Here is a 22,368-nt window from a genome sequence, read left to right on the forward strand (position 1 = left end):
GCGGACAATGGCGCCATGATCGAACGCTCGCTCTCGCCGCTGGACCGCCTGCTCGTCGAGGTCGGTCGCGCGCTCGAAACCGTCACCGTCGCCAAACCGGCCGCATCGCAGCCGTCACCCGCAGGCGACATCGCCGACCCCGCGCTCGACGCGCGCGCGCGCCGCCATGCGGCGGGGCTCATGCGCGTGAACCATGTCGGCGAGGTCTGCGCGCAGGCGCTCTACTTCGGCCAGGCCGCGGTCGCGCGCGAAGCGCCGCTGCGCCGGCAGATGCTCGCCGCCGCCGCCGAAGAAACCGATCACCTCGCCTGGTGCGGCGAACGCCTCGAGGAACTCGGCAGCCGGCCGAGCCTGCTCAATCCGCTCTGGTATGCCGGCGCATGGGCCATCGGCGCAGGCGCAGGCCTCGTCGGTGACCGGGTCAGCCTCGGCTTCGTCGTCGAGACCGAGCGCCAGGTCGAAGCGCACCTCGGCGAACACCTCGAGATCCTCCCCGACGGCGACGCGCGCAGCCGCGCGATCGTCGCACGCATGAAGGACGATGAAGCGCGCCACGCCGACCACGCGCTTGCCGCGGGCGCGATCGCCTTGCCCGCGCCGATCCCTTCGCTGATGCGGTTCGCCTCGCGGGTGATGAAGGCGGTGGCGTATCGGTTGTAGGGGGAATGGGGAATGGGGAATGGGGAATGGGGAATGGGGAATGGGGAATGGGGAATGGGGAATGGTCAGAAGCCACCATTCCCGCCGCCGTGCCTCATTCCTTGCAAAGCCCAAGCGGCTTGGTGCAAGCCGCTTTCACCATTCCCTATTCCCTATTCCCTATTCCCCATTCCCATCACATCAAATTGCGCCCGTGGAACAGCTCCTCGATCTCGCGCTTGAGCAGCTGCTCGATGCGCTGGCGGTCCTTGAACGAGAGGTCGTCGGCGTTCGCCTCGAACAGGTAGGTGTCGAGGTCGAAGTCCTTCACGTGCATCTTCGTGTGGAAGATGTTTTCCTGGTAGACGTTGACGTCGAACATCTCGTACTTCTGGCGGATGTGCTTGGCCAGGTAGTCCTGGATCGAGTTGATCTTGTGGTCGATGTAGTGCTTGCGGCCCTTCACGTCGCGCGTGAAGCCGCGCACGCGGTAGTCCATCGTGACGATGTCGGACTCGAAGCTGTCGATGAGGTAGTTCAACGCGCGCAGCGGCGAGATGACGCCGCAGGTGGCGACGTCGATGTCGGCGCGGAACGTCGCGATGCCGTTGTGCGGGTGCGTCTCCGGGTAGGTGTGCACCGTGATGTGGCTCTTGTCCAGGTGCGCGACCACTGCGTCGGAGATGACGTCCTTGCCGAGCTTGTCGACGACCGGGTGCTCGGAAATCAGGATCGTCACCGACGCGCCCTGCGGGTCGTAGTCCTGGCGCGCGATGTTGAGGATGTTCGCGCCGATGATCTCGGCGACGTCGGTGAGGATCTGCGTGAGGCGGTCCGAGTCGTACTGCTCGTCGATGTACTCGATGTAGCGCTGGCGCTGGTCCTCCGACACCGCGTAGCAGATGTCGTAGATGTTGAAGCTGAGCGCCTTGGTCAGGTTGTTGAAACCCTGCAGCTGCAGGCGCGGGATCGGTTTGACCACGGCGTACTACCTCGGAAGCGGGAACGAGCGAAGGGGCCGCCGCGGAGTTCCGCGGAGCCCCGCCAAGGGGGCGGATTATGGGCCAAGCGGCAGCACGATGAAACCGGATGCGCGCGGCCGCCGCGCGGCGTTCCGGGCCCGTTCGTCCGCCGCGTGTCGCCACGCGCGACACAAATTGCAATAAGATGAATCATCCGGCCCCCGGCGGGCTCGCAAACGCATGGAGCCCCGTGCGTTCCGCCATGGCCAGCACGACCGCCGCGGGCCCACCCCGCGCGGAGGGGACCCAATGGAAGCGCAAGCCAAGATCGCCGATTTCCGTTACAACCTGCAGCGCGAGGTCAACAAGGTCCAGGCGCCGCCGATGCTCACGCCCGATCGCGCCGCGATGGAGCGGTTCCTCGGCGCCTGCCACCGCCGACGCTACGCGAGCAAGACCGCGATCATCCGGCCCGGTGACTCGGCCAACATCCTCTACTACGTGATCGACGGCTCGCTCACCGTCTCGTCCGAGGACGAGGAAGGCCGCGAGCTGATCCTCGCCTACCTCAACCGCGGCGAGTTCATCGGCGAAATGGGGTTGTTCGTCGAAACCCCAAGGCGCGAAGTCATGGTGCGCACGCGCACGCCATGCGAACTGGCCGAGATCGGCTACGAGCGCATGTTCAACCTGTTCGAAGGGCCACTGCGCGACGAGTGCCCGAAGATCCTGTTCGCGATCGGCTCGCAGCTGACCAACCGCCTGCTGCACACCTCGCGCAAGGTCAGCCGGCTCGCCTTCATGGACGTGACCGGCCGCGTCGCCAAGACCCTGCTCGACCTCATCGACGAACCCGATGCGATGACCCACCCGAAGGGCAAGCAGATCCGCATCTCGCGCCAGGAGATCAGCCGCATCGTCGGCTGCTCGCGCGAGATGGTCGGGCGCGTACTCAAGCAGCTCGAGGAACAGGGCATGATCGAGGTGTCGGGCAAGACCATCGTCGTCGTCGGCACGCACTGACGCCCTCATCCGCCGGCGCGATGGATTGCCGCGATCCACGCGTCGACGCCTGCATCGCCGGGGCCGCGCCATTCGCCCAGCCGATCCTCGCGCACCTGCGCGAATGCGCATGCGCGGCATGCCCGCCCGCGGACGAAACGATCAAGTGGGGTCTCCGCACTTCGCCCACGCGGACCGGCTGCTGTGCAGCATGGCCGCATTCAAGCAGCACGTCGCATTCGGCTTCCGGCTCGGCAATCCTGTCGCCGGCACGGGCAAGGACGCGCAGCTGACCGGATAGTTCGGCCGCATCGAGCGGGTCGCCGACCTGCCGCCACTGGAAGTACCGGACGCGCCGAGCCGCGGCGGGCGGTGCACGCAGCGACGCGCACCGAACGCCGGTCGCCGCGCATACAGCCGCTGCATGCGACACTCGCGCCAACGACGGTGCATGGAGGGTCGGATGACCCGTCACGTTCCCGCCCGCCGGGTCGACACGGCGGACGAAAGCCTCGGCGAGCGCCTCACGCGCGCGGTGCTCGACATCGCCGGCCAGGTGCCCGGCAGCGACGAACGCGCGAGCCGCACGCCCGAGGATCGCGCACGCGCGATCGCCTCGGCGGCGGCGAACAAGGCGGCGCTCGCCGCCGGCTCGCTCGCGCTGCCGCCCGGTCCGCTCGGCTGGCTCACGATCGTGCCCGAGCTCGTCGCGATCTGGCGCATCCAGCGCCAGATGGTCGCCGACATCGCGGCGGTGTACGGCGTCGGCGCCGACCTCACGCGTTCGCACATGCTCTATTGCCTGTTCCGCCACGCCGCCGCGCAGGCCCTGCGCGACGTCGGCGTGCAGGTCGGTGCGCGCCTGCTGGTCCAGGACCTGCCGCTGCGCCTGATCGAGAAGATCGCGGCGAAGATCGGCGTGAGCCTGTCCAGGCGCCTCGTCGGCCGTGGCATCACGCGCTGGCTGCCGGTGGTGGGCGCGCTCGGCGTCGGCGCCTACGCCTACTACGACACCGGCCAGGTCGCGCGCACCGCGATCGCGCTGTTCTCCGGCGAAGCCGCGGCCGCGCCACCGCGCCACGCGCGGCACGTGCGCGCGCATTGAGTCCGCGGGCGGCGCCGCGCGCCGCCCGGTGCCGCGGATCGCAGCGCTGCGCGGCCGGGCCGCCGGAAGACCCTTGCAGGAAGCCACGCCATGGCCGCCGGGCGAGGCCGTGGCGGGCGCGCGGGCGTCGCCCAGCCCCGGTCGGGTAAAGTACGCGCATGCATCTTGAGTATTACGGCCTGCGCGAGCCGCCGTTCTCGATCACCCCGGACCCCCGCTACGTGTTCCTGTCCGAACGGCACCGGGACGCGCTGGCGCACCTGCTCTACGGCATTGGCAAGGGTGGCAGCGGCGGCTTCGTCCAGCTGACCGGCGAGGTCGGCACGGGCAAGACGACCCTGTGCCGCCTGCTGCTCGAGCAGTTGCCCGAGAACACGCGCATCGCGCTCGTGCTCAACCCGAAGCTGTCGCCGGTCGAGCTCGTCGAGACCGTCTGCGAGGAGCTGAAGCTGCCGATCGAGGGCAAGCGTGGCAGCCTCAAGGCGCTCACCGACACGCTGAATGCGTTCCTGCTCGACGCCTATGCGCAGGGCCTGCGCGTCGTGCTGATCGTCGACGAGGCGCAGAACCTCTCGACCGAGTCGCTCGAACAGGTACGCCTGCTCACCAACCTCGAAACGCCGACGCAGAAGCTGCTGCAGATCATCCTGCTCGGCCAGCCGGAGCTGCGCGAGATGCTCGAGCGGCCGGAGCTGCGCCAGCTCGCCCAACGCATCACCGCGCGCTACCACCTGACGCCGCTCGATGCGGCGGAGACCGAGACGTACGTGCGCCATCGCATGGCCGTCGCCGGCTGCATGCGCATCCCGTTCTCGCGACTCGGCATGAAGGCGCTGTACCAGCGCTCGGGCGGCATCCCGCGCCTGGTCAACATCATCGCCGATCGCGCCCTCATGGCCGGTTATGCGCGCGAGCAGGACAGCATCGGCGAACGCCTCGTCGATCGCGCCGCGGACGAGACGCTGCCGGGCCATGCGCGCTACTGGTTCCGCCGCTACGGCGCGTGGGCGACCGCCGCCCTGCTCGCCGTCGGCGCCGCCGCCGGCGCGTGGTGGTGGCAGCAACGGCCGGAGCCGCCGAAGTTCGTGCCGGCGCCGCCGACGACGGCGGCTCCGCCCGCCGTCGATGTCGAAGCGACCCGGCTCGAGGCGCGCCTGGCCGAGAAGCCCGAAACGGAACTCACCGCGTTCACGCAATTGCTCGCACGCTGGCAAGTCGATGCCGACTCGGTGTCGGTGCGCGAGGCGAGCCGGTGCGCGGCGCTCGTCGCGCCTGGCGTCGCCTGCCTGCGCGGCCGCGCGACGCTGGAACAGCTCGTACGCTTCGATCGCCCGTTGATCCTCCTGCTCGGCAAGGGCGATCATCCCGCGCACGCCTTGCTGCAGGGCGTCGGCAAGCAGCACGTCCGACTCGATCTTGCCGGCGCGCGCTACGAACTCGCGCGCGATTCGCTGTCCAAGTTCTGGAACGGCGATTTCGTCGTGCTCTGGCGGCTGCCGGCGGACATTCCGGCGACGCTCGAGCGCGGCGCGAGCGGCAGCGGGGTCGCCTGGGCGACCGAGCGCCTGAAGACGTTCGACGGCGGCGCCGGTGCAGCCTCGCCGGCGACGTTCGATGCAGCCTTCGAGGAACGCGTGCGCAAGCTGCAGCAAGCCTATGGCATCAAGGCCGACGGAATCATCGGCCCGGAAACCCTGTTCGCGCTGTCGGCGCTGGACGACGCCGGGCCGCACCTGGCCCGCACCGTGGAATAACCTGCAACGCGAACGCAGCCGGAACCCCTCATGTCGTTGATCCTCGAAGCCCTGAAGAAGTCCGAACAGCAGCGTCGCCTCGGCGAGATGCCGACGCTCGGCACGCCCGCGCCGCAAAGCCGGCGACGCCGCAGCCTGCTGCCCCTGCTCGCCGGCCTCATCGTGCTCGCACTCGGTGCCGGCTGGTGGTTCGTACGCACGCCCCCGGGCCCGCCCGTCGACGAGGCGCAGCCGGTGAGCGCGGCGCCGGCGCCCGAGGCGAAGGCAATCCCGCCGACCGCGCCCGCACGCGTCGCGCGCCCGGAACCCAAGCCCGCGCCGCCGGCGAAGGCGCCGCCGGCGTCCGCTGCCGCGGTCCTCACGCCGATGCCGACGAAAGACCGCCCGGGTGTCGCGAACCCGCCGCCGAACGCGGCGCTCGTCGGCACGCCGGGGACGGCCAAGCCGCCTGCACCGGCGCCGGCCGCGCCCGCGCCTGCCGCGACGCCGAAGGCGGGGGCGAAGACGGACGCGACGGTCGGCGTGAAGACGCCGGCGCCAGCGCCGGCCAAGCCCGCGGCCGACACGGCGAACGCGCCGGCCAAACCCACGCCGCCCGCCGGCGCGAAGCCGGCACCGCCGGCGACGACGGCGAACGTGCCCGCGACGCAGGCCGCGCCGGCCAAGCCCGCTGCACCACCGCTGCCGAGCGTGTGGGAGCTGCCCTACGGCACGCGCAAGGAATTGCCCGACCTCAAGCTGACCATGCACGTCTATTCGGACGTCCCGGCCGAGCGCTTCATCGTGCTCGAAGGCGAGCGCCACGTCGAAGGCGACGATCTCGGCAACGGCGTCGTGCTGCACGAGATCAGTGCCGACGGCATGGTGCTCGACTTCAAGGGCCAGCGTTTCCTGTACCCGCGCGACGGACGCTGACGCAGGCGACGCCCGGCATGTTCGTCTACCTGCCGAGTTCGCGCCGCACCGGGCCTCCATGGGCGACCCTGCTGATCGTCGCCGCCTGCGTGGCGACCTTCCTCTGGCTGGTGACCCTGCCGCCGGGCGAGCGCCTCGCGACGCTGTCGCGCTGGGGCACGGTGCCCTCGACCCTGCTCGATCCGCTTGCACCGTGGTGGCAGCAGTTGCTCGAGCTGCGTGCGGCGCGCCTCGTCACGGCGATCTTCATCCATGCCGACTGGCTGCACCTGACCGGCAACCTGCTGTTCCTCGTCGTGTTCGGCGTGTCGGCCGAACGCGCGCTCGGATCGCCGCGCTTCCTCGCGATGTTCGTCACCGGCGGCGCGCTCGCCAACCTCGTCGGCGCCCTCACCCTGGCCGGCACGAGCGCGCCGATCGTCGGCTCGAGCGGCGCCGTGTCGGCGGTGGTCGGCGCCTACCTCGCGTTGTTCCCGCGCGCGCGCCTCGGCCTCGTGCTGCCGCTCGGCGTGTTCCTCGAATTCGTGCGCATCCCTGCACCGTTGCTGATCGGGTTCTGGGCGGCGCTGCAACTGCTGTTCACCTACGTCGGCCCGGCGTTCGGCGCGGTGGCCTGGTGGACGCACATCGCAGGCTTCGTGATCGGCATCCTGCTCGCGCTGCTGTCGCGGCCGGCGATTGCGCGGAGGTTGCGGAATTAGTCGATGCCGGGGAAAAGGCCTCCTGCCCCGTCCCCGGCTCGGCCATCGATGGATCACTGGATGATGGCGGGAACGCATGCCTGCCATTCCCGGCCCGGCGACGACGCCGTGCGATGTCTCGCGCGGAAGCTACAATCGCCGCATGCGCAAGACGAAACTTTACAAGGTCAGCTTCCTGTCGCAGGGCAAGAGCATCGAGCTCTATGCCCGCCACGTCGCGTCGAGCCACCTCTGGGGCTTCACCGAGGTCGGCGAACTCGTGTTCGACACGCCCGGCGAAGCCCTCGTCGTCGACCCGAGCGAGGAGCGCCTGCGTGAGGAATTCAAGGACACGACCATGCTGCACGTGCCGATGCACGCGATCGTGCGCATCGAGGAAGTCGCGCGCCGCGGCGTCGCCGCGATCCGCGACGCCGCGAGCGGCGACAAGATCATGCCGTTCCCGCTCGCGCCGCCGCGCGCGAAATAGCGGCGCGCGGCGGACGGCTCAGGCGTCCGGCTGCAACACGCCGAAGCTGCGCAGGTTCTCGCGAAACATCGCCTCGTATTCGGCGCGGAACGCGACGGTCGCCTCGTCGGGCGTCTGCTGCAGCAGCTGGCTGCGGTTGACCCACTGGAACGCGTTGAAGCGCGCGGCGGCGAACAGGATCGCCGCGCTCACGCGCGATTGCGGGAAGCGCTGGCCGAATTCGTTGGCCTGCGCGACGAAGCGGTCGACCAGTTCGAAGAACTGGTCCTCGGTGATGTCCTGCGGGGTGTTCATCGCGACTCCGGTGCGTGGGCCGCGTATGGTCCGCCGCCGCCGGCGTCAATGCAATGCCGCGCCGAACCGCGCGAAGCGCGGCTGCCAGTGGTCGACGATATCGGCCGAGACGAGGATGCGTTCGGCCCGCGCGATGAGCTTCGCGCGCGGCACGAAGCCGATGTAGCGCGAGTCCTCGCTGTTGTCGCGGTTGTCGCCGAGCATGAGGTACTGGTCGGCGGGCACGGTGACCGGACCGAAACTCGACCGCGCGGCACTGCCGGGCAGCCACTGCACGACGCGCTCGGAACCCGCGACGGCCTCGCGTTCGCGTTCGGCGGCGATGCCGTGCTGGCCGGGATGTGCGGGCGATTCGCGTCCGAGCGACTCGTAACGCGCTTCCTCGCCGTTGACGAGCAGGCGGTTTTCGCGCATCTCGACCGTGTCGCCCGGCAGCGCGACGATGCGCTTGATCAGGCGCGTGCCGTCCCGTGGCGAGGAGAACGTGACGATGTCGCCGCGGCGCGGATCGCCGAGGCGCGCGAGCACCGTGTCGGAGAACGGCAGGCGCACGTCGTAGGCGAGCCGGTTCACGAGCACGACGTCGCCTTCGAGGATGGTCGGGCGCATCGATGCGGTCGGCACCGGGTTCCAGTCGGCGACCGCGCTGCGGAACACGCCGAGCAGGAGCAGGAACGCGATGATGCGGCGGTTCGCGTGCAGCCAGTTCTTCATGGCATTTCTCTCCATGGATGTTTCACGTCAAGTGAGATCGGAGAACACGATGCGTACCACGAACCACGCAACGAACGCGATCTGCAGCACCCCGCAGCCCATCGCGAGCAGGGCACGGGCCGGCCATGCGCGCGCTCGCATGCACGCACGGACCGCAAGCGGGAGCGCAAACACCTGCAGCAGCGAGAAAACGAGGAGCAACGAGAAAAACGCAATGACGAACAGCGGCCCGGCCTTGCCGCCGCCGAACAAGAGCAGCAGCAGGGCGGCCGTCGCCGCGAGTGGAATTCGCACGAGCCACAGGTAAGGAAACGCGGCCGGGGCAGCGTCGCCGTCCGCCGTCGTCAACCCTTGCCGGGCGCGGCCGCTGCATGCGGCGCCCGCAACGCAAGCGCCTTCAGCGCGTTGAGCGCCTCGTTGAGCGCGTAGTCCCGCTGCAGGTCGCGGTCGGCCGCCGGCGGCGTCTCGACCGCGTTGCCCTCGTTCGCGCCCTTGAGGTGGTTGCGCAGGTCGCGCTCGCCGACGATCGGCGAAGGATCGCTGTCGCGCTCGCTCAGCGCGAGGTCGGCGAGCGCGATGTCCGGCTGGATGCCCGCGGCCTGGATCGAGATGCCGCTCGGCGTGTAGTAGCGCGCCGTGGTCAGCTTGACCGCATGTTCGGCGTCGAGCGGCAACACGGTCTGCACCGAGCCCTTGCCGAACGTGCGCCGGCCCATGAGCAGCGCGCGGTGGTTGTCCTTCAATGCGCCGGCGACGATTTCCGCCGCCGACGCGGTGCCGTTGTCGACGAGCACGACCATCGGCGCGCCCGCGAGCAGGTCGCCCGGCGTCGCGCGGAACGTCATCTCCGAATCCTTGATGCGGCCGCGCGTGCTGACGATCACGCCGCCCTCGAGGAATTCGTCGCCGACCTCGATCGCCGCGGTGAGCAGGCCGCCCGGATTGCTTCGCAGGTCGAGCACCGCGCCGCGCAATGGCGCCTTGTTCTCGGCCGCGAGCCGTTCGATGCGCTTGCGCAGCTGCGCGCCGGTCTCGGCCTGGAACTGGCTCACGCGCAGGTACGCGTAGCCGGGCTCGAGCAGGCGGCCGCCCGCGCTCGCGACGCGGATCACCTCGCGCTTGAGCGCGATGTCGACCGGCGTGGTCTGCTTCTCGTGCAGCACGCTGAGCGTGATCGGCGAACCGGGCTTGCCACGCAGTTGCGCGATCGCGCTGTCGACGTCGTCGGCCTGCACCGGCTTGCCGTCGATGCGCACGATCGTGTCGCCGGCCTTGATGCCGGCGCGTTCGGCCGGCGAGTCGTCGATCGGCGCGATGACCTTGAGGCTGCCGTCGACCTGCAGTACCTCGATGCCGAGGCCGGCATAGCTGCCGGTGGTGTCCTCGGTGAGATCCTCCATCTGTTCCTTGCCGAGGTATTCGCTGTGCGGGTCGAGCCCGCCGAGGAGGCCGCGGATCGCCGCCTGCATGAGGCGATGGTCGTCGACGTCGTCGACGTACGCCTGCTTGACGAGGCTGTAGACCGCGGTGAACGCACGGATGTCGCCGAGGTCGAGCGGCGCGCTCTTCGGCGGAGCGGCCGGCGCCACCGGCGCCTGGGCGTCGATCGGCGCCTTCACATCGGCGGGCGCACTCGCGCCGCCGGGCGGCTCGTCGGCGAACACGGGCGCGACGGCGCACAGGAACAGGGAAGAAAGCAGCAGACGCTGGACCATCGGGCCGGACCTCGGGGTGGACGATGGCGCGGCCATCCGGTCGCTCCACCGCTGGAAACCTGCCGCCACGAACCCGAGCCGGTCCGCGGCGACCTGCGCACACGCGCCACGCGGGCAGTGTAGTCCCGCGACGCGGCGCGCGCGCTGCTATGACCGCGAATCCGGCGAAACGTTCAGCTAGCGCAGCCAGCCGCGCGGATCGACCGCCTTGCCTTTCGCGCGCAGTTCGAAATACAGGCCGGCCACCTTCTGGCCGCCGCTCGCGCCGCTCGTCGCGATCGTCTCGCCCGCATCGACCCAGTCGCCGACGTCCTTGAGCAGGGTCTCGTTGCAACCGTACAGGCTGAGGTAGCCGTCACCGTGGTCGATGATCAGCATGAGGCCGTAGCCGCGCAGCCAGTCGGCGAACGCGACGCGACCGTGCGACACCGCGTGCACGGCGCTGCCGGTCTTCGCCGCGAGCAGCAGGCCGCTGCTGCGCCGGCCCGATTCGTCGGGCGCGCCGAACGGAGTCACGATCCTGCCCTGCAGGGGCCACGCGAGCCGGCCGCGCTGGCTCGCGAACGAGGCCGCGCCGGCGATCTGCTCGGGGATGTCGGCGAAGACGTCGCGCAGGCGTTCGAGCAGGCTGCCAAGCTCGGCCTCGTTGCGGCCGAGGGCGGCGATGCGCGCGGCCTGGTCCTTCATCTTCGCTTCGAGCTGGCCGAGCAGTTCGGCGCGCCCCGCGCGTTCGGCGTCGAGCTTCGCGCCCTCCTGCCGGCGCGCGTCGCGTGTCGCGGCGAGCTCGTCGGCCGCGTGGCGGATCTCTTCCTGCACGTCGGCGAGCCGCTGCAGGTCGGCGCGCAGGCGTTCGATCTGCTCGACCTGCGCGCGCTGGAAGTAGCGGTGGTAGGCGAGCACGCGCGAGATCGCCGCGACGTCGTCCTGCTGCAGCAGCAGCTTGAGCTCCTCGCCGCGGCCGAGCGCGTAGGCCGAACGCAGCAGGCCGCCGAGCGCCGCGCGCTGCTGCGCCAGCGTGCGATCGAGCTTCGCCTTGCCCGCGTCGAGTTCGTCCAGTCGTGCCTGTTGCGCGGCGACCTGGGTGTCGAGCGCCTGCACGTCCCGCGCCACCGCGGCGAGCGCGAGTTCCTTGTCGCGCAGCGCACGCGCAGCCTCGTCGCGTTCGCCACCGGCGACGCGCTGCTGTTCGGCGAGCTGCCTGAGTTCGGCGCGCACGGCGTCGAGCTTCTTCCTCGTTTCCTGCTCCTGCGCCGCCCGCTGTGCCTCGCCGGCGTCCTGCGCGCGCGCGGGGAAAGCGCAGGCGAGCACCGCCGCGAGGCAGCACAGCGCGGGCAGGTACCGCCGCACGGCTCAGTCGAATTCGACGAGGTTGCGCCCGCTCATCTCGGGCGGTTGCGGCAGGCCCATGAGCGCGAGCACGCTCGGCGCGAGGTCGCGCAGGGCGCCGTGGCGCAGGCGCGCCTTGCGCCCGACGTAGACGAGCGGGACCGGGCCGACGGTGTGCTGGGTGTGCGGCACGCCGTTCGCGTCGACCATCTGTTCGAGGTTGCCGTGGTCGGCGCTGACCAGCATCTCGCCGCCGGCCGCACGGATCGCCGGAACGAGGCGGCCGAGCGCGGCATCGACCGCTTCGGCGGCCTTGATCGCGGCCGCCTCGTCGCCCGTGTGGCCGACCATGTCGGGATTGGCGATGTTGCAGGCGATGAAGTCGTAGCGTCCCGAGCCGATCGCATCGACGAGGCGGTCGGTGAGCTCGGGGCAGCTCATCTCGGGCTTGAGGTCGTAGGTCGCGACCTTCGGGCTCGGCACGAGGATGCGATCCTCGCCTTCGAAGGGTTCCTCGCGCCCGCCGGAGAAGAAGAACGTGACATGCGCGTACTTCTCGGTCTCGGCGATGCGCAGCTGGCGCAGGCCCTGCGCGGCGAGGTATTCGCCGAGGGTGTTGTGCATCGACTGCGGCGGCCAGGCGATCGCGCTCGCTGCAAGGCCCTGCTCGTATTCGGTCAGGGTCACGAACGCGGACAGGCGCGGTGCGTGCACGCGCGGGAAGCCGTCGAAGTCGGCGTCGACGAACGCATGCGAGAGTTCACGCGCACGGTCGGCACGGAAGTTCATGAACACGATCGCGTCGCCGTCGGCGACGCGCGCGCCGCCGTCGATGACGGTCGGCTTGACGAATTCGTCGTTCTCGCCGCGCGCGTAGGCGTCGTGCAAGGCGGTCGCGGCATCGATCGCGTGGTATTCGGCCACGGCTTCGGCGATCGCGCTCCAGGCGAGGCGCACGCGTTCCCAACGGTGGTCGCGGTCCATCGCGTAATAGCGACCGCTGACCGTCGCGATGCGCGTGTTGCCGAGCGCGGCGCACTTCGCGGCCAGCGCCTCGATGCTCGCGCCGGCGCTGCGCGGCGGCGTGTCGCGGCCGTCGAGGAACGCGTGGACGGCGACGCGCGCGACGCCACGGCGCGCGGCGAGGTCGAGCATCGCGAAGATGTGCCGTTCATGGCTGTGCACGCCGCCGGGCGAGAGCAGGCCGAAGACGTGCAGGGTGCCGCCGCCGAGTCGCGCCGCGTCGCAGGCGCCGACCAGCGCGGGATTGGCGTCGAACGAGCCGTCGGCAATCGCCGCGTCAATGCGCGTGAGGTCCTGGTAGACGATGCGGCCGGAGCCGATGTTCATGTGGCCGACTTCGGAATTGCCCATCTGGCCATCCGGCAGTCCGACGAATTCGCCATGGGTGTCGACCAGGGTGTGCGGGCACTCGGCGAGCAGGCGCCGCCAATTCGGGCAGTCGGCCTGGGCGATCGCATTGTGGGCCGTTTCGGCGCGATGGCCCCATCCGTCGAGGATCAGCAGCAGGATCGGCTTGGGTCGTGACACGTGGCACATTCCGTGGCGTAGGCAGGCGCCAATGCTAGCGGAACGACGCGCTGGACGGGGCTTTCAACCTTTCCGCGTGCCGGCGCATCCAAGCTGCCGACGTACCCGACCGGAGACCGCCATGCACTGCAAGACCGCACTGTCCTTTGCCCTCGCCTCGCTGCTGTTCGCCGGCACCGCCTCCGCGCGCGGCATCGACGTCGACAAGGTGAACGGCTCCATCCACATCGAGGGCGACCAGCAGGCCGGCGCCCTGAGCACGGTCAACGGCTCGATCCGCATCGACGGTGGCGGTAGCGCGACCAAGGTATCGACCGTCAACGGTTCGATCGAACTCGGCGATCGCGCGACGGCGGAGTCGCTCGAGACCGTCAATGGCGGCATCGACCTCGGTGCCGGCGCGCGGATCAGCGGCACGGTGAACACCGTGAACGGCGGCGTGCGGCTCGGCAAGGGCGCGGAGATCGCCGGCCGCGCCTCCAACGTGAACGGTCGCTACGTGCTCGACGCCGCGCACATCGGCGGCGGCATCGAGACGGTGAGCGGCGACATCGAGGTCGGCGCCGACTCGCGCGTCGAGGGCGGCATCCTCGTCGAGAAGCCGCATGGCTGGTCGTGGGGCAAGCAGCGCAACCCGCGCATCGTGATCGGCCCGCACGCGATCGTCGAAGGCACGCTGGATTTCCGCCGCGAGGTCGAGCTCTTCGTGAGCGATACCGCGACCGTCGGCGAAATCAAGGGCGCGAAGGCGACCAAGTTCTCGGGCGACCAGCCGTAACGCCGTCCCGGTGACAGCCATGGACGGCTGCGCCGGCGTTCGCCGGAGCGACGGCGTTTGACGGCTTGAAGGCGACCCACGGCGGCCACGGCATCCCCAACCGAAAAAAAGCCCCGCACCGCTGACGACGGTACGGGGCGAGGACATGCCAAGGAGGGGATCGCCCCGTCCGTGGGGCGAAAGACGGCATCCACTGCGGCGAAGAGGTTCACGCGCGTTCGTCGCAGATCCTGCGACGCGTCGCGACGGCTTGCGTGGCCGCGGCGGAATGCGCAGGATGCGCCGTTTCGACGCCGCCACGCCCAGCCGCCATGCCGCTGATCCTGCTCGCCTCGCTCGCGCTGACGATCCTCTGCGCCATCCACGTCGTGCGCAGCGGCCGGCCCCTGTACTGGATCTGGTTGTTGCTGATCGGCTCGTACGTCGCAGTCGCCGTCTACGTGTTCGTCGCGGTGCTGCCGGACCTGCGCAACGATCCGCGCAGCCGCAAGGCGGCGCGGCAGATGCTCGAGACGATCGACCCGGAACGCCGGCGCCGCGCGATCCGCGAACGACTCGAACTCGCCGACACGACCGACAACCGCCGCGCGCTCGCCGAGGAATGCCTGCGCCTGCGCGACTACCGCAATGCGGCGGAACTGTACGAATCGATCCTCAAGGGCATGTACGCGACCGAGCCGCTGTTCATGCTCGGCCTGGCCGAGGCGCAGGCCGGCCATGGCGACTTCGCGGCCGCGCGCGGCACGCTCGAGGCGCTGATCAAGGCGAACCCCGCGTTCCGCTCAAGCGACGGCCACCTGCTTTACGCGCGCTGTCTCGAGGAACTCGGCGAACACGATGCCGCGCTCGCCGAGTACGAAGTGCTCGCGCGCAGCTATCCCGGCGAGCAGGCGCGCTACCGCTATGCGAGCCTGCTGCGCCGCCGTGAGCGCATCGCCGAGGCGCGCACCGTGCTGCAGGACATGCTCAAGCGCGCGCGCCTTGCGCCACGCTACTACCGGCGCAAGGAGCGCGAATGGCTCGATGCGGCCAAGCGCGAGCTCGGCACGCTCGAGGCCGGCTGAGCGCGACGCGCGTCAGCCCTTCTTCTTTTTCGCGAGCGCCTTCTCGATCCCCGCCTGCGTGAGCGGGTGGTAGCCGGGTTTCGCCTTCGCGTAGACGCCGCGTGCGAACGCGAGCCCGTCCGGCGTCTTCGCGAGTTCCTCGTACAGCGGCAGCACGAGGTAGCGGCGGCCGATGCGCGTCATGTACGCGGCCATCTGCTCGCGCGCGGGGCGGTAGTCGGCGCGGATCGCGGCGAGGTACCAGCGGCGCGCGATCTCCGCGTTCGGCGCGCCCGTGAGATGCCACGCCGCATCGAACTCGGCGAGCTGCGCCACCTTGAGCGGCTTCGGCAAGCCGTCGAGGAAGTACATCCATTCCTGCGTGTTCCAGCCCTTGGCATCCAGGTCGGCGGCCTTGCGTGTGCCGGCGAGCCATTCGTCGCGCTGCCTGGCGATCGAGGCGAAGCGCTCCGAGGTCGGCACGCCCGCATCCGCCGGGATGCCCGGCTGCTCGATCCAGGCCTTCACTTCGGCGAGGCTCATCTTGCCCGGATACTTCGCGAGCAGGTTCGGCTCGAGGTAGGCGAGCATCTGCTCGGTCGTGATGCTCCGGAACGCGAAGTGGTCGAAGTAGCCGCGCAGGTAAGCATCGAACGCGTCACGGCCGAACTTCGCTTCGAGCGTGCGCAGCAGCCACGCACCCTTGGTGTAGGCGAAATCGGAACCCGCCTCGTCGGCATCGCGCGCGTCGAAATCGGGCACGAGGCGCTGGTCGGGCGCCGGCGTTTCGGCGAGCTCGCCGCGCAATTCGTCGGCGGCGAGGATGAATTCCTCGTCCGCCTGCGCCTTGCCGTACACCGCCTCGACGATGCGGTTCTCGACGTAGGTGGTGAAGCCTTCGTTGAGCCACATGTGCTTCCACGCCGCATTCGTGACGAGATTGCCCGACCACGAGTGCGCGAGCTCGTGCGCGACGAGCGACACGAGGCTCTTGTCGCCGACCAGCACGGTCGGCGTCGCGAACGTCAGGCGCGGATTCTCCATGCCGCCGAACGGGAAACTCGGCGGCAGCACGAGGATGTCGTAGCGGCCCCAGCGGTACGGGCCGTACAGCTTTTCGGTGGTCTCGATCATCTTCTCGGTGTCGGCGAATTCCTTCGCCGCCGATTCGACCACCGACGGCTCGGCGTAGACGGCGCTGCGCGGCCCGGTTTCGCGCACGGCGATGTCACCGACCGCGATCGCGAGCAGGTAGGACGGTATCGGCTTGTCCATTGTGAAACGGAAATCGCCGTCGAGCGCGTGCTCGACGTCGTTGTCGGCACTCATGACGACGCGCAGGGCCTTCGGCGCGCGCACGCGCGCGGTGTAGGTGAAGCGCACCGACGGCGTGTCCTGCAGCGGCACCCAGCTGCGCGCGTGGATCGACTCGGACTGCGAGAACATGAATGGATGCTGCTTGCCCGCGGTCTGCGCCGGCGTCATCCACTGCAGGCCCGAGGCCTGCGGCGCACTGTGGTACTTGATGCGCACGCTCACGGCCGGCTGGTCGAGGCGGATGCGCAGCGCGGAACCGAGGATCGGGTCGCGCTTGTCCAGCGCGAAGCCGAGCACGCGCGCAGGTCCGCCGACGGCCTTTGCCTCGACGCCTTCAATGGTGAGATCGCGCGTGTCGAGCACGAGCGTGCGCGCGGCCGGGTCGTGCCAGTCGAGCGAAAGTTCGGCCGTGCCGGCGAGTTCACGCTTGTCGAAATCGACGTCGAGGTCGAGCGAGACCTTGCGCACGGCGACCGCTTCGGTGTTCGCGTAGCTGTGCGGATCGGCCGTCGCCGCCGCGGCGTCCACCGCGAGCAGCAACAAGGGTAGGACGAGCAGGCGCGGGAACGTGGACACGGCGAAACCTCGATGCGTGGTACTGGAATGCGGGATTGTCGCCCAAATCGACGCGCGATTCGCGCAGGGCGCCTGCCGCCGAGGCGCCACGGCGCGGATCTCCGCGCCGCGGCCCCGCCACGCCGGCGCGGCGGCGTGCTCAGTGCGCTGCGACGCCGAGCGCGTGGTCGTAGAAGCGGTCGAGGTCCGCCTTGAACTGCTTCAGCGCGTCGACGTTGAGATAGACCATGTGTCCGGACGGGTAGTAGGTGAAGCTCACGTTGCCGCGCAGCGACGGGTCGAGCTGCATGTGCGAGATGTCGTATTCGGTCGCGAAGAACGGCGTCGCGAGGTCGAACCAGCCGTTCGCCGACAGCACCTGCAGCTTCGGATTCTCCCTCATCGCGCGCGCGAGGTCGGCGGCGACGTAGGGCACGCGCTGCGGGAAGCGCGAACCCGGCTGCTCGTGCTTCCAGTCCCACTCGCGGATGATGCCGGGGCCGGTGCGCACGTACGGCGTGTCGCTGCTCCACTTCAGCGTGTCCTGCGCGTAGTGGTTGAACGCGGCGATGTAGGCGCCGGTGATCGCGGTCGAGGACGGATCGAATTCCGGGGTCTCGCCCGCGGCGTCGAGGTCGATGCCCTCGTAGCGGCCGTCGTAGCGGCCGACCGTGCGTCGCTCGTCGCGCAGCAGTTCCTTGCGGAAGCGGCTCTGGTTCACGCGCAGGTTCGCTTCCTTGAGGTACTGCGGCGAAAGCCCGGTATAGCGCGACAGCTTCGTCGCCATCGCATCGAGTTCGGCCGCCGGAAGGTCCTGGCCCTTGGCGAGCGCAGCGGCATATTCGCCCGCCGCGAACGCGCGCGCCTCGTCGAGGAACGCGTGCAGGTCCGCCGGCTTGTTCGGCACCTTGTCGTGGTACCACGCGATCGCCGCGAGCGTCGGCAGCACGCCGACGTAGGTATGGTCGAGGCCGGGTGAATTCGCGCCGTAGTTGAGGATCGACGACAGCAGCACGACGCCGTTGAATGCCATGCCGTCGTTCTGCAGCTTGTTGACGAGGCCGGCCGAGCGCGTCGTGCCGTACGACTCGCCGAACAGGAATTTCGGCGCGTTCCAGCGATGGTTGATCGTCACGTAGCGCGTGATGGCCTTGGCGAACGCGTCGAGGTCCTGGTCGACGCCCCAGAAGTCCTTGCCCTTGCCCTTGCCGACCGGCGTCGAGAAGCCGGTGCCGACCGCGTCGATGAAGACGAGGTCGCTGCGGTCGATGAGGCTGTAGGCGTTCGGCACGAGCCGGTACGGCGGCGGTGCGGTCGCCTCGGCGCTCGCCGATTCGACGCGCACGGGCGCGACCGAACCCATGTGCAGCCAGACGCTCGGCGAGCCGGGGCCGCCGTTGTAGAAGAACGTGACCGGCCGCTCGCCGGCGCCGCGCGCGGCATCGGCCGTGTACGCGACGTAGAACACGCTCGCGTTCGGCTTGTTGTCCTTGTCCTGGATGAGCACGTTACCGGCGGCCGCGGTGTAGCGGATGGTGCGGCCGCCGACCTCGACGCTACCGTGCGAGACGGCGGTCTTCTCGGGGGGAATGGGCTTCTCGTCCTTCTTCGCCGACTTCGCGTCCTTGTCGGCGGACTCGGCGTCCTTGTCGTCGTCGGCCGCCTGTGCGGCGAGCGAAAATACGAGCAGCAGCGAGGCGAGCAGCGCCCCGAAAGGATTGCGACGCATCACGGGAACCCTTGGGCTGGTCAACACGGACGCGCAGCCTGCGCCGGCGCGCGCCGGCGCGCCCGTGACGAAAGTTCGGGTCCGGTGTAAACGCGGTGCAAAGACTCCCTTGCGATCGATACGCAGCTCCGGATCACGCGGCGCCGCGAGCGGAGAGTTCATCCGGCAAGGTCCCGCGCGCATCGCGATGCAGCGCGCGCGGGACCGCGCGTCATTCGAATCCGTCGCTGAAGATTTCCTCCGAAGCGGCGATCCGGATGTTCTGCGCAACCGGCGCCGCTTCCTGCCAGTCGTGGTCCCCCGCCTGACTCGCCTCGATCGTGCAGACGCCAATCGCGAGCGCGGTCACCACACGCGGCGCGGCGATGGCGCATACCGCGGGCGTGAGCGAGGCGTAGGCCACCGGCAGGCCGCTGCTCGAGGTGGCGGCGGGATCGAGATCGACTTCAGACGCGATAGCCGCGATGGATCGCGACGATGCCGGCGGACAGGTTGCGCACGTCGACGCGCGCGAGGCCGGCCGCTTCCATCATCGATTTCAGCGTTTCCTGGTCCGGGTGTTTGCGGATCGACTCGGCGAGGTAGCGATAGCTCGCGGCGTCGCCCGCGATCAGCGAGCCGATGCGTGGCAGCACCTGGAACGAGTGGAAGTCGTACAGCGGCTTGAGGAACTCGGCGCGCACCGCGGAGAACTCGAGCACGAGCGCGCGCCCGCCGATCTTCAGCACGCGATGGATTTCCGCGAGAGCCTTTTCCTTGCGCGTGACGTTGCGCAGGCCGAACGCCATCGTCACGCAATCGAAACTGCGGTCCGGGAACGGCAACGCCTCGGCGTCCATGCGCGACCAGTCGAGCCCGTGCACGAGGCCGCGGTCGAGCAGGCGGTCGCGGCCGACGCGCAGCATGTCGCCGTTGATGTCGCCGACGACGACGCGGCCGCTGCCGGCGGCGTTCGGCCGCACTTTCGGCAGCAGCAGCGCAGCGATGTCGCCGGTGCCGCCGGCGAGGTCGAGCACGGCATCGCCCTCGCGCACGCCGCTGGTCGCGACGAAGTAGCGCTTCCACAAGCGGTGCACGCCGAACGACATGAGGTCGTTCATGATGTCGTACTTGCGCGCGACCGAGGTGAATACCTCGCCGACGAGGCGCGCCTTGTCGGCCTCCGGCACGTCGCGGTAGCCGAAATGGGTGGTGCCTGCAGGCTTGTCCGTCGTCTCGTTCATGGCGTGCATGGTACCGCAGCCGCGGCGTGGCCTGCGTTGCAGCCGCGCGCGCCGGCCGCATAATGCGCGGGGGGCGGGCCGGCACGAGGCGCCGGGGCGACGGGGGGAGCATCGGCATGCTGGTCTGGTGGCTGGGCGCGGTCGCGCTGTTCGTGGCGGCGGCCGCGATCTCGCTGTTCAACGAACTCGTCGCCGCACGCAACCAGGTGCGCTCGGCCTGGAGCGACATCGACGTGCAGCTGACGCGCCGGCACGACCTCGTGCCGCAGCTCGTCGCTGCCGTGCAGGGTTACGCCGGGCACGAACGCGCCACGCTGGCGCTCATCACCGAGCTTCGCGCGCGCGCGATGGCGGCCGCCTCGCTGCAGGACAAGGCGCAGCTCGAAGGCGAACTCGCCAGCCAGGTGCAGCGCATCCTCGCGCTGCAGGAAAGCTATCCCGACCTCAAGGCGAGTGCGAACTTCCTCGCGCTGCAACGCGACCTCGTCGCGATCGAAGACCACCTGCAGTACGCGCGCCGCTTCTACAACGGCGCGGTGCGCGACCTCAACAACCGGATCGAGACATTCCCGTCGCTGCTGGTCGCGCGCGCGGCGAACATCCGTCCGGCCGATTTCTTCCGCCAGGGCGAAGGCCAGGAGGCACCGCGATGAAGCATGCACGGTGCATCGCCGCGTGGTTGTTCGCCGCGGCATTCGCCTGGCCGCTCACGGCGGGCGCGGACGAGCGCATCCTGTCGTTCCATAGCAGCATCGAGGTCGCCGCAGACGGCAGCATGGACGTCACCGAGACGATCCGCGTGCGCGGCGAGGGCGAGGCGATCCGCCACGGCATCTACCGCGACTTCCCGACCGACTACCGCGACCGCTTCCGCAACGCGGTGCACGTCGCGTTCGAACCGCTGGCACTGACGCGCGATGGCCAGGACGAGCCGTTCCATTCCGAGCGCAAGGGCAACGGCGTGCGCGTCTACTTCGGCTCGAAGGAGACCACGCTCGCGCCCGGTACGTACACGTATTCGTTCACGTACCACACCAACCGCCAGCTCGGCTTCTTCTCCGATCACGACGAACTGTACTGGAACGTGACCGGCAACGGTTGGGATTTCCCGATCGACGAGGCGACCGCGACCGTTTCCCTGCCCGGTTCGATCGCTCCGCCGGACCTGCGGCTGGATGCCTACACCGGGCCCGAGGGCGCGCAAGGCAGGGACTGGAGCGCGCACGCCGATGGCGAATCGCGCGCATCGTTCGCGACCACGCGCGTGCTCGGCCCGCGCGAGGGACTCACGATCGCGGTCGGTTTCCCGAAAGGCATCATCGCCCCGCCAACGGACCGCCAGCGCCTCGCCTGGTTCCTCGAGGACAATGCAGGCGTACTCGCGTTGCTCGTCGCGCTGCTGCTCGTGCTCACCTACTACTGCGTTCAATGGTCGCGCGTCGGTCGAGACCCGAAACCGGGCACGATCATACCGCTGTACGAGCCGCCGGCAGGCCACACGCCGGGCGCGCTGCGCTACGTCGAACGCATGGGCTGGGACGACCGCTGCGTCGCCGCCGACCTCGTCGACGCGGCCGTTCGCGGCGCCATCCGCATCACCGACAGCGACGGCAAGTACCGCATCGAACGCGTCGACAAGGCGGAGCTGCCCGCGACCGAAGCGCGCCTCGTCGCCGACCTGCTCGCCGGCGGCGCTGCGTTCACGTTCGAACAATCCTCGCATTCGCGCATTTCGCGGGCGCTGGATGCCCACAGGAAAGCGCTCGAGGCGACGTACGCGAACAGTCATTTCCGCAAGAACACCGGACTCGTCGTGATCGGCGTGCTGGTGACCGTGGCCGCGGTGATCGGCGGCGCGCTGCTGATCGGCGACGTCGGCCGCACCGTCGGTGCCGCGTTCATGCTGGTCTGGCTCGGCGGATGGAGCGTCGGCGTGTTCGCGTTGTGCGCGAAGGTGATCAGCGCCTGGCGCATGGTGCGCCGCGGCTCGGTCGGCAAGCGCGCGGCGGCGACGATCGGCGCGATCTTCATCAGCGTCTTCGCGCTGCCGTTCGTCGCCGGCGAGATCTTCGGCATCGGCATGCTCGTGATGCTCGCCGGCGTCGGCTTCGCGATCGCGATCGTCGCGCTGGTCGCGACGAACCTGTTGTTCGCCTGGCTCATGAAGGCGCCGACGACGACCGGGCGCCGCCTGCTCGACCAGGTCGACGGGCTGCGACTCTACCTCGGCGTCGCCGAGCGCGACGAGATCGCCGCGCAGAAGGCACCGCCGCTCGGCGCCGAGCAGTTCCATCGCATGCTGCCGTACGCGCTCGCGCTCGGCGTCGAGGAGAACTGGACGAACCTGTTCGCCGCCGCGGTCGGCCCCGCCGCGGCAGCCGCGGCCGTCACCGCCGCAGGCTGGTATGGCGGCAGGTCGATCGGCGATTTCGGCGGCTTCGCGAGCGACCTCGGCTCGTCGTTCAGCAGCTCGATTTCGTCGTCGTCGAGCGCACCCGGCTCCTCGTCGGGCGGCGGGGGCGGCGGCTCTTCCGGCGGGGGCGGTGGTGGTGGTGGTGGCGGCGGCTGGTAGCTAG

At 69.8% G+C, this 22,368-nt stretch carries 23 protein-coding genes; 12 read left to right on the forward strand and 11 right to left on the reverse strand.

What is annotated here, in order from left to right:
* Window positions 1–15: 15 nt before the first annotated feature.
* Entirely contained in the window at window positions 16–660 is a 645-nt protein-coding gene (gene coq7 / locus EV148_RS02100) for a 2-polyprenyl-3-methyl-6-methoxy-1,4-benzoquinone monooxygenase (protein WP_131992734.1), read from the forward strand.
* A 175-nt stretch (window positions 661–835) separates the two neighbouring features.
* On the opposite strand, the gene speD is transcribed toward coq7, so the two are convergent.
* Window positions 836–1,621, reverse strand: coding sequence for an adenosylmethionine decarboxylase (gene speD, locus EV148_RS02110; RefSeq protein ID WP_131992740.1), 786 nt, complete (start codon window positions 1,619–1,621; stop codon window positions 836–838).
* A 388-nt stretch (window positions 1,622–2,009) separates the two neighbouring features.
* On the opposite strand from speD, the gene crp reads away from it, so the two are divergent.
* The 7 genes from crp (at window position 2,010) to EV148_RS02140 (ending at window position 7,547) form a co-directional block, all read left to right on the forward strand.
* The gene (gene crp, locus EV148_RS02115) at window positions 2,010–2,624 is read left to right on the forward strand and encodes a cAMP-activated global transcriptional regulator CRP (protein ID WP_414650076.1); all 615 of its coding nucleotides are present in this window, start codon (window positions 2,010–2,012) and stop codon (window positions 2,622–2,624) included.
* A gap of 145 nt (window positions 2,625–2,769) precedes the next feature.
* The gene (locus EV148_RS18800) at window positions 2,770–2,904 is read left to right on the forward strand and encodes a DUF1801 domain-containing protein (protein WP_241987943.1); all 135 of its coding nucleotides are present in this window, start codon (window positions 2,770–2,772) and stop codon (window positions 2,902–2,904) included.
* 162 nt (window positions 2,905–3,066) lie between these two features.
* Window positions 3,067–3,708 (forward strand): hypothetical protein, encoded by a 642-nt coding sequence (locus EV148_RS02120; protein ID WP_131992743.1) that lies wholly within the window; start codon window positions 3,067–3,069, stop codon window positions 3,706–3,708.
* A gap of 158 nt (window positions 3,709–3,866) precedes the next feature.
* On the forward strand, window positions 3,867–5,462 hold the full coding sequence (locus tag EV148_RS02125; RefSeq protein WP_131992746.1) for an AAA family ATPase: 1,596 nt from the start codon (window positions 3,867–3,869) through the stop codon (window positions 5,460–5,462).
* Window positions 5,463–5,492: 30 nt separating this feature from the next.
* Complete coding sequence (locus EV148_RS02130) at window positions 5,493–6,377, forward strand: general secretion pathway protein GspB (protein ID WP_131992749.1); 885 nt, start codon at window positions 5,493–5,495, stop codon at window positions 6,375–6,377.
* A gap of 17 nt (window positions 6,378–6,394) precedes the next feature.
* A complete protein-coding gene (locus tag EV148_RS02135) occupies window positions 6,395–7,078 on the forward strand; it encodes a rhomboid family intramembrane serine protease (RefSeq protein WP_131992753.1) in 684 nt (227 codons plus the stop codon).
* Between the two features lie 142 nt (window positions 7,079–7,220).
* Window positions 7,221–7,547, forward strand: a complete 327-nt coding sequence (locus EV148_RS02140) for a DUF1820 family protein (RefSeq protein WP_131992756.1) — start codon at window positions 7,221–7,223, stop codon at window positions 7,545–7,547.
* Window positions 7,548–7,565: 18 nt separating this feature from the next.
* On the opposite strand, the gene EV148_RS02145 is transcribed toward EV148_RS02140, so the two are convergent.
* From EV148_RS02145 to gpmI, 6 genes are all read right to left on the reverse strand, one after another.
* On the reverse strand, window positions 7,566–7,841 hold the full coding sequence (locus EV148_RS02145; RefSeq protein WP_131992759.1) for a DUF3144 domain-containing protein: 276 nt from the start codon (window positions 7,839–7,841) through the stop codon (window positions 7,566–7,568).
* Between the two features lie 45 nt (window positions 7,842–7,886).
* On the reverse strand, window positions 7,887–8,555 hold the full coding sequence (gene lepB / locus EV148_RS02150) for a signal peptidase I (RefSeq protein WP_131992762.1): 669 nt from the start codon (window positions 8,553–8,555) through the stop codon (window positions 7,887–7,889).
* A gap of 27 nt (window positions 8,556–8,582) precedes the next feature.
* A complete protein-coding gene (locus EV148_RS02155) occupies window positions 8,583–8,903 on the reverse strand; it encodes a hypothetical protein (RefSeq protein ID WP_131992765.1) in 321 nt (106 codons plus the stop codon).
* On the reverse strand, window positions 8,900–10,270 hold the full coding sequence (locus tag EV148_RS02160) for a S41 family peptidase (RefSeq protein ID WP_131992768.1): 1,371 nt from the start codon (window positions 10,268–10,270) through the stop codon (window positions 8,900–8,902). Before EV148_RS02160 ends, EV148_RS02155 begins: the two co-directional genes overlap by 4 nt.
* Before the next feature lie 177 nt (window positions 10,271–10,447).
* Window positions 10,448–11,617 (reverse strand): murein hydrolase activator EnvC family protein, encoded by a 1,170-nt coding sequence (locus tag EV148_RS02165; RefSeq protein WP_131992771.1) that lies wholly within the window; start codon window positions 11,615–11,617, stop codon window positions 10,448–10,450.
* 3 nt (window positions 11,618–11,620) lie between these two features.
* A complete protein-coding gene (gene gpmI / locus EV148_RS02170; RefSeq protein ID WP_241987944.1) occupies window positions 11,621–13,147 on the reverse strand; it encodes a 2,3-bisphosphoglycerate-independent phosphoglycerate mutase in 1,527 nt (508 codons plus the stop codon).
* A gap of 121 nt (window positions 13,148–13,268) precedes the next feature.
* Here gpmI and EV148_RS02175 point away from each other — a divergent pair, with 121 nt between their 5' ends.
* A complete protein-coding gene (locus EV148_RS02175) occupies window positions 13,269–13,925 on the forward strand; it encodes a DUF4097 family beta strand repeat-containing protein (RefSeq protein WP_131992777.1) in 657 nt (218 codons plus the stop codon).
* Between the two features lie 311 nt (window positions 13,926–14,236).
* Entirely contained in the window at window positions 14,237–14,989 is a 753-nt protein-coding gene (locus tag EV148_RS02180; RefSeq protein ID WP_131992780.1) for a tetratricopeptide repeat protein, read from the forward strand.
* 12 nt (window positions 14,990–15,001) lie between these two features.
* Here EV148_RS02180 and EV148_RS02185 read toward each other — a convergent pair whose 3' ends face one another.
* From EV148_RS02185 to ubiE, 4 genes are all read right to left on the reverse strand, one after another.
* Window positions 15,002–16,861, reverse strand: a complete 1,860-nt coding sequence (locus tag EV148_RS02185) for a M1 family metallopeptidase (RefSeq protein ID WP_131992783.1) — start codon at window positions 16,859–16,861, stop codon at window positions 15,002–15,004.
* Window positions 16,862–17,000: 139 nt separating this feature from the next.
* Complete coding sequence (locus EV148_RS02190; protein ID WP_131992786.1) at window positions 17,001–18,569, reverse strand: S10 family peptidase; 1,569 nt, start codon at window positions 18,567–18,569, stop codon at window positions 17,001–17,003.
* 211 nt (window positions 18,570–18,780) lie between these two features.
* Complete coding sequence (locus tag EV148_RS02195) at window positions 18,781–18,972, reverse strand: hypothetical protein (protein ID WP_131992789.1); 192 nt, start codon at window positions 18,970–18,972, stop codon at window positions 18,781–18,783.
* A 43-nt stretch (window positions 18,973–19,015) separates the two neighbouring features.
* Window positions 19,016–19,792 carry a bifunctional demethylmenaquinone methyltransferase/2-methoxy-6-polyprenyl-1,4-benzoquinol methylase UbiE gene (ubiE, locus tag EV148_RS02200; RefSeq protein WP_131992792.1) on the reverse strand — a complete coding sequence of 259 codons (777 nt, stop codon included), beginning with the start codon at window positions 19,790–19,792 and terminating at the stop codon, window positions 19,016–19,018.
* A 116-nt stretch (window positions 19,793–19,908) separates the two neighbouring features.
* On the opposite strand from ubiE, the gene EV148_RS02205 reads away from it, so the two are divergent.
* Together EV148_RS02205 and EV148_RS02210 are read left to right on the forward strand one after the other, a co-directional pair.
* Window positions 19,909–20,445: a LemA family protein gene (locus tag EV148_RS02205; protein ID WP_131992794.1), complete on the forward strand. Its 537-nt coding sequence runs from the start codon at window positions 19,909–19,911 to the stop codon at window positions 20,443–20,445.
* Window positions 20,442–22,364 carry a DUF2207 domain-containing protein gene (locus EV148_RS02210; RefSeq protein WP_131992797.1) on the forward strand — a complete coding sequence of 641 codons (1,923 nt, stop codon included), beginning with the start codon at window positions 20,442–20,444 and terminating at the stop codon, window positions 22,362–22,364. Before EV148_RS02205 ends, EV148_RS02210 begins: the two co-directional genes overlap by 4 nt.
* Window positions 22,365–22,368: the final 4 nt, after the last annotated feature.

Origin of the sequence: Dokdonella fugitiva (assembly GCF_004342425.1) — a bacterium.
Lineage (GTDB): Bacteria > Pseudomonadota > Gammaproteobacteria > Xanthomonadales > Rhodanobacteraceae > Dokdonella_A > Dokdonella_A fugitiva.

Excerpts from the sequence above, each read along its gene's own strand:
- coq7 (WP_131992734.1), top strand. The coding sequence starts at position 16 with ATGATCGAACGCTCGCTCTCGCCGCTGGACCGCCTGCTCGTCGAGGTC.
- crp (WP_414650076.1), top strand. The coding sequence starts at position 2,010 with ATGGAGCGGTTCCTCGGCGCCTGCCACCGCCGACGCTACGCGAGCAAG.
- EV148_RS02120 (WP_131992743.1), top strand. The coding sequence starts at position 3,067 with ATGACCCGTCACGTTCCCGCCCGCCGGGTCGACACGGCGGACGAAAGC.
- EV148_RS02125 (WP_131992746.1), top strand. The coding sequence starts at position 3,867 with ATGCATCTTGAGTATTACGGCCTGCGCGAGCCGCCGTTCTCGATCACC.
- EV148_RS02130 (WP_131992749.1), top strand. The coding sequence starts at position 5,493 with ATGTCGTTGATCCTCGAAGCCCTGAAGAAGTCCGAACAGCAGCGTCGC.
- EV148_RS02135 (WP_131992753.1), top strand. The coding sequence starts at position 6,395 with ATGTTCGTCTACCTGCCGAGTTCGCGCCGCACCGGGCCTCCATGGGCG.
- EV148_RS02140 (WP_131992756.1), top strand. The coding sequence starts at position 7,221 with ATGCGCAAGACGAAACTTTACAAGGTCAGCTTCCTGTCGCAGGGCAAG.
- EV148_RS02145 (WP_131992759.1), bottom strand. The coding sequence starts at position 7,841 with ATGAACACCCCGCAGGACATCACCGAGGACCAGTTCTTCGAACTGGTC.
- lepB (WP_131992762.1), bottom strand. The coding sequence starts at position 8,555 with ATGAAGAACTGGCTGCACGCGAACCGCCGCATCATCGCGTTCCTGCTC.
- EV148_RS02160 (WP_131992768.1), bottom strand. The coding sequence starts at position 10,270 with ATGGTCCAGCGTCTGCTGCTTTCTTCCCTGTTCCTGTGCGCCGTCGCG.
- EV148_RS02175 (WP_131992777.1), top strand. The coding sequence starts at position 13,269 with ATGCACTGCAAGACCGCACTGTCCTTTGCCCTCGCCTCGCTGCTGTTC.
- EV148_RS02180 (WP_131992780.1), top strand. The coding sequence starts at position 14,237 with ATGCCGCTGATCCTGCTCGCCTCGCTCGCGCTGACGATCCTCTGCGCC.
- EV148_RS02190 (WP_131992786.1), bottom strand. The coding sequence starts at position 18,569 with ATGCGTCGCAATCCTTTCGGGGCGCTGCTCGCCTCGCTGCTGCTCGTA.
- ubiE (WP_131992792.1), bottom strand. The coding sequence starts at position 19,792 with ATGAACGAGACGACGGACAAGCCTGCAGGCACCACCCATTTCGGCTAC.
- EV148_RS02205 (WP_131992794.1), top strand. The coding sequence starts at position 19,909 with ATGCTGGTCTGGTGGCTGGGCGCGGTCGCGCTGTTCGTGGCGGCGGCC.
- EV148_RS02210 (WP_131992797.1), top strand. The coding sequence starts at position 20,442 with ATGAAGCATGCACGGTGCATCGCCGCGTGGTTGTTCGCCGCGGCATTC.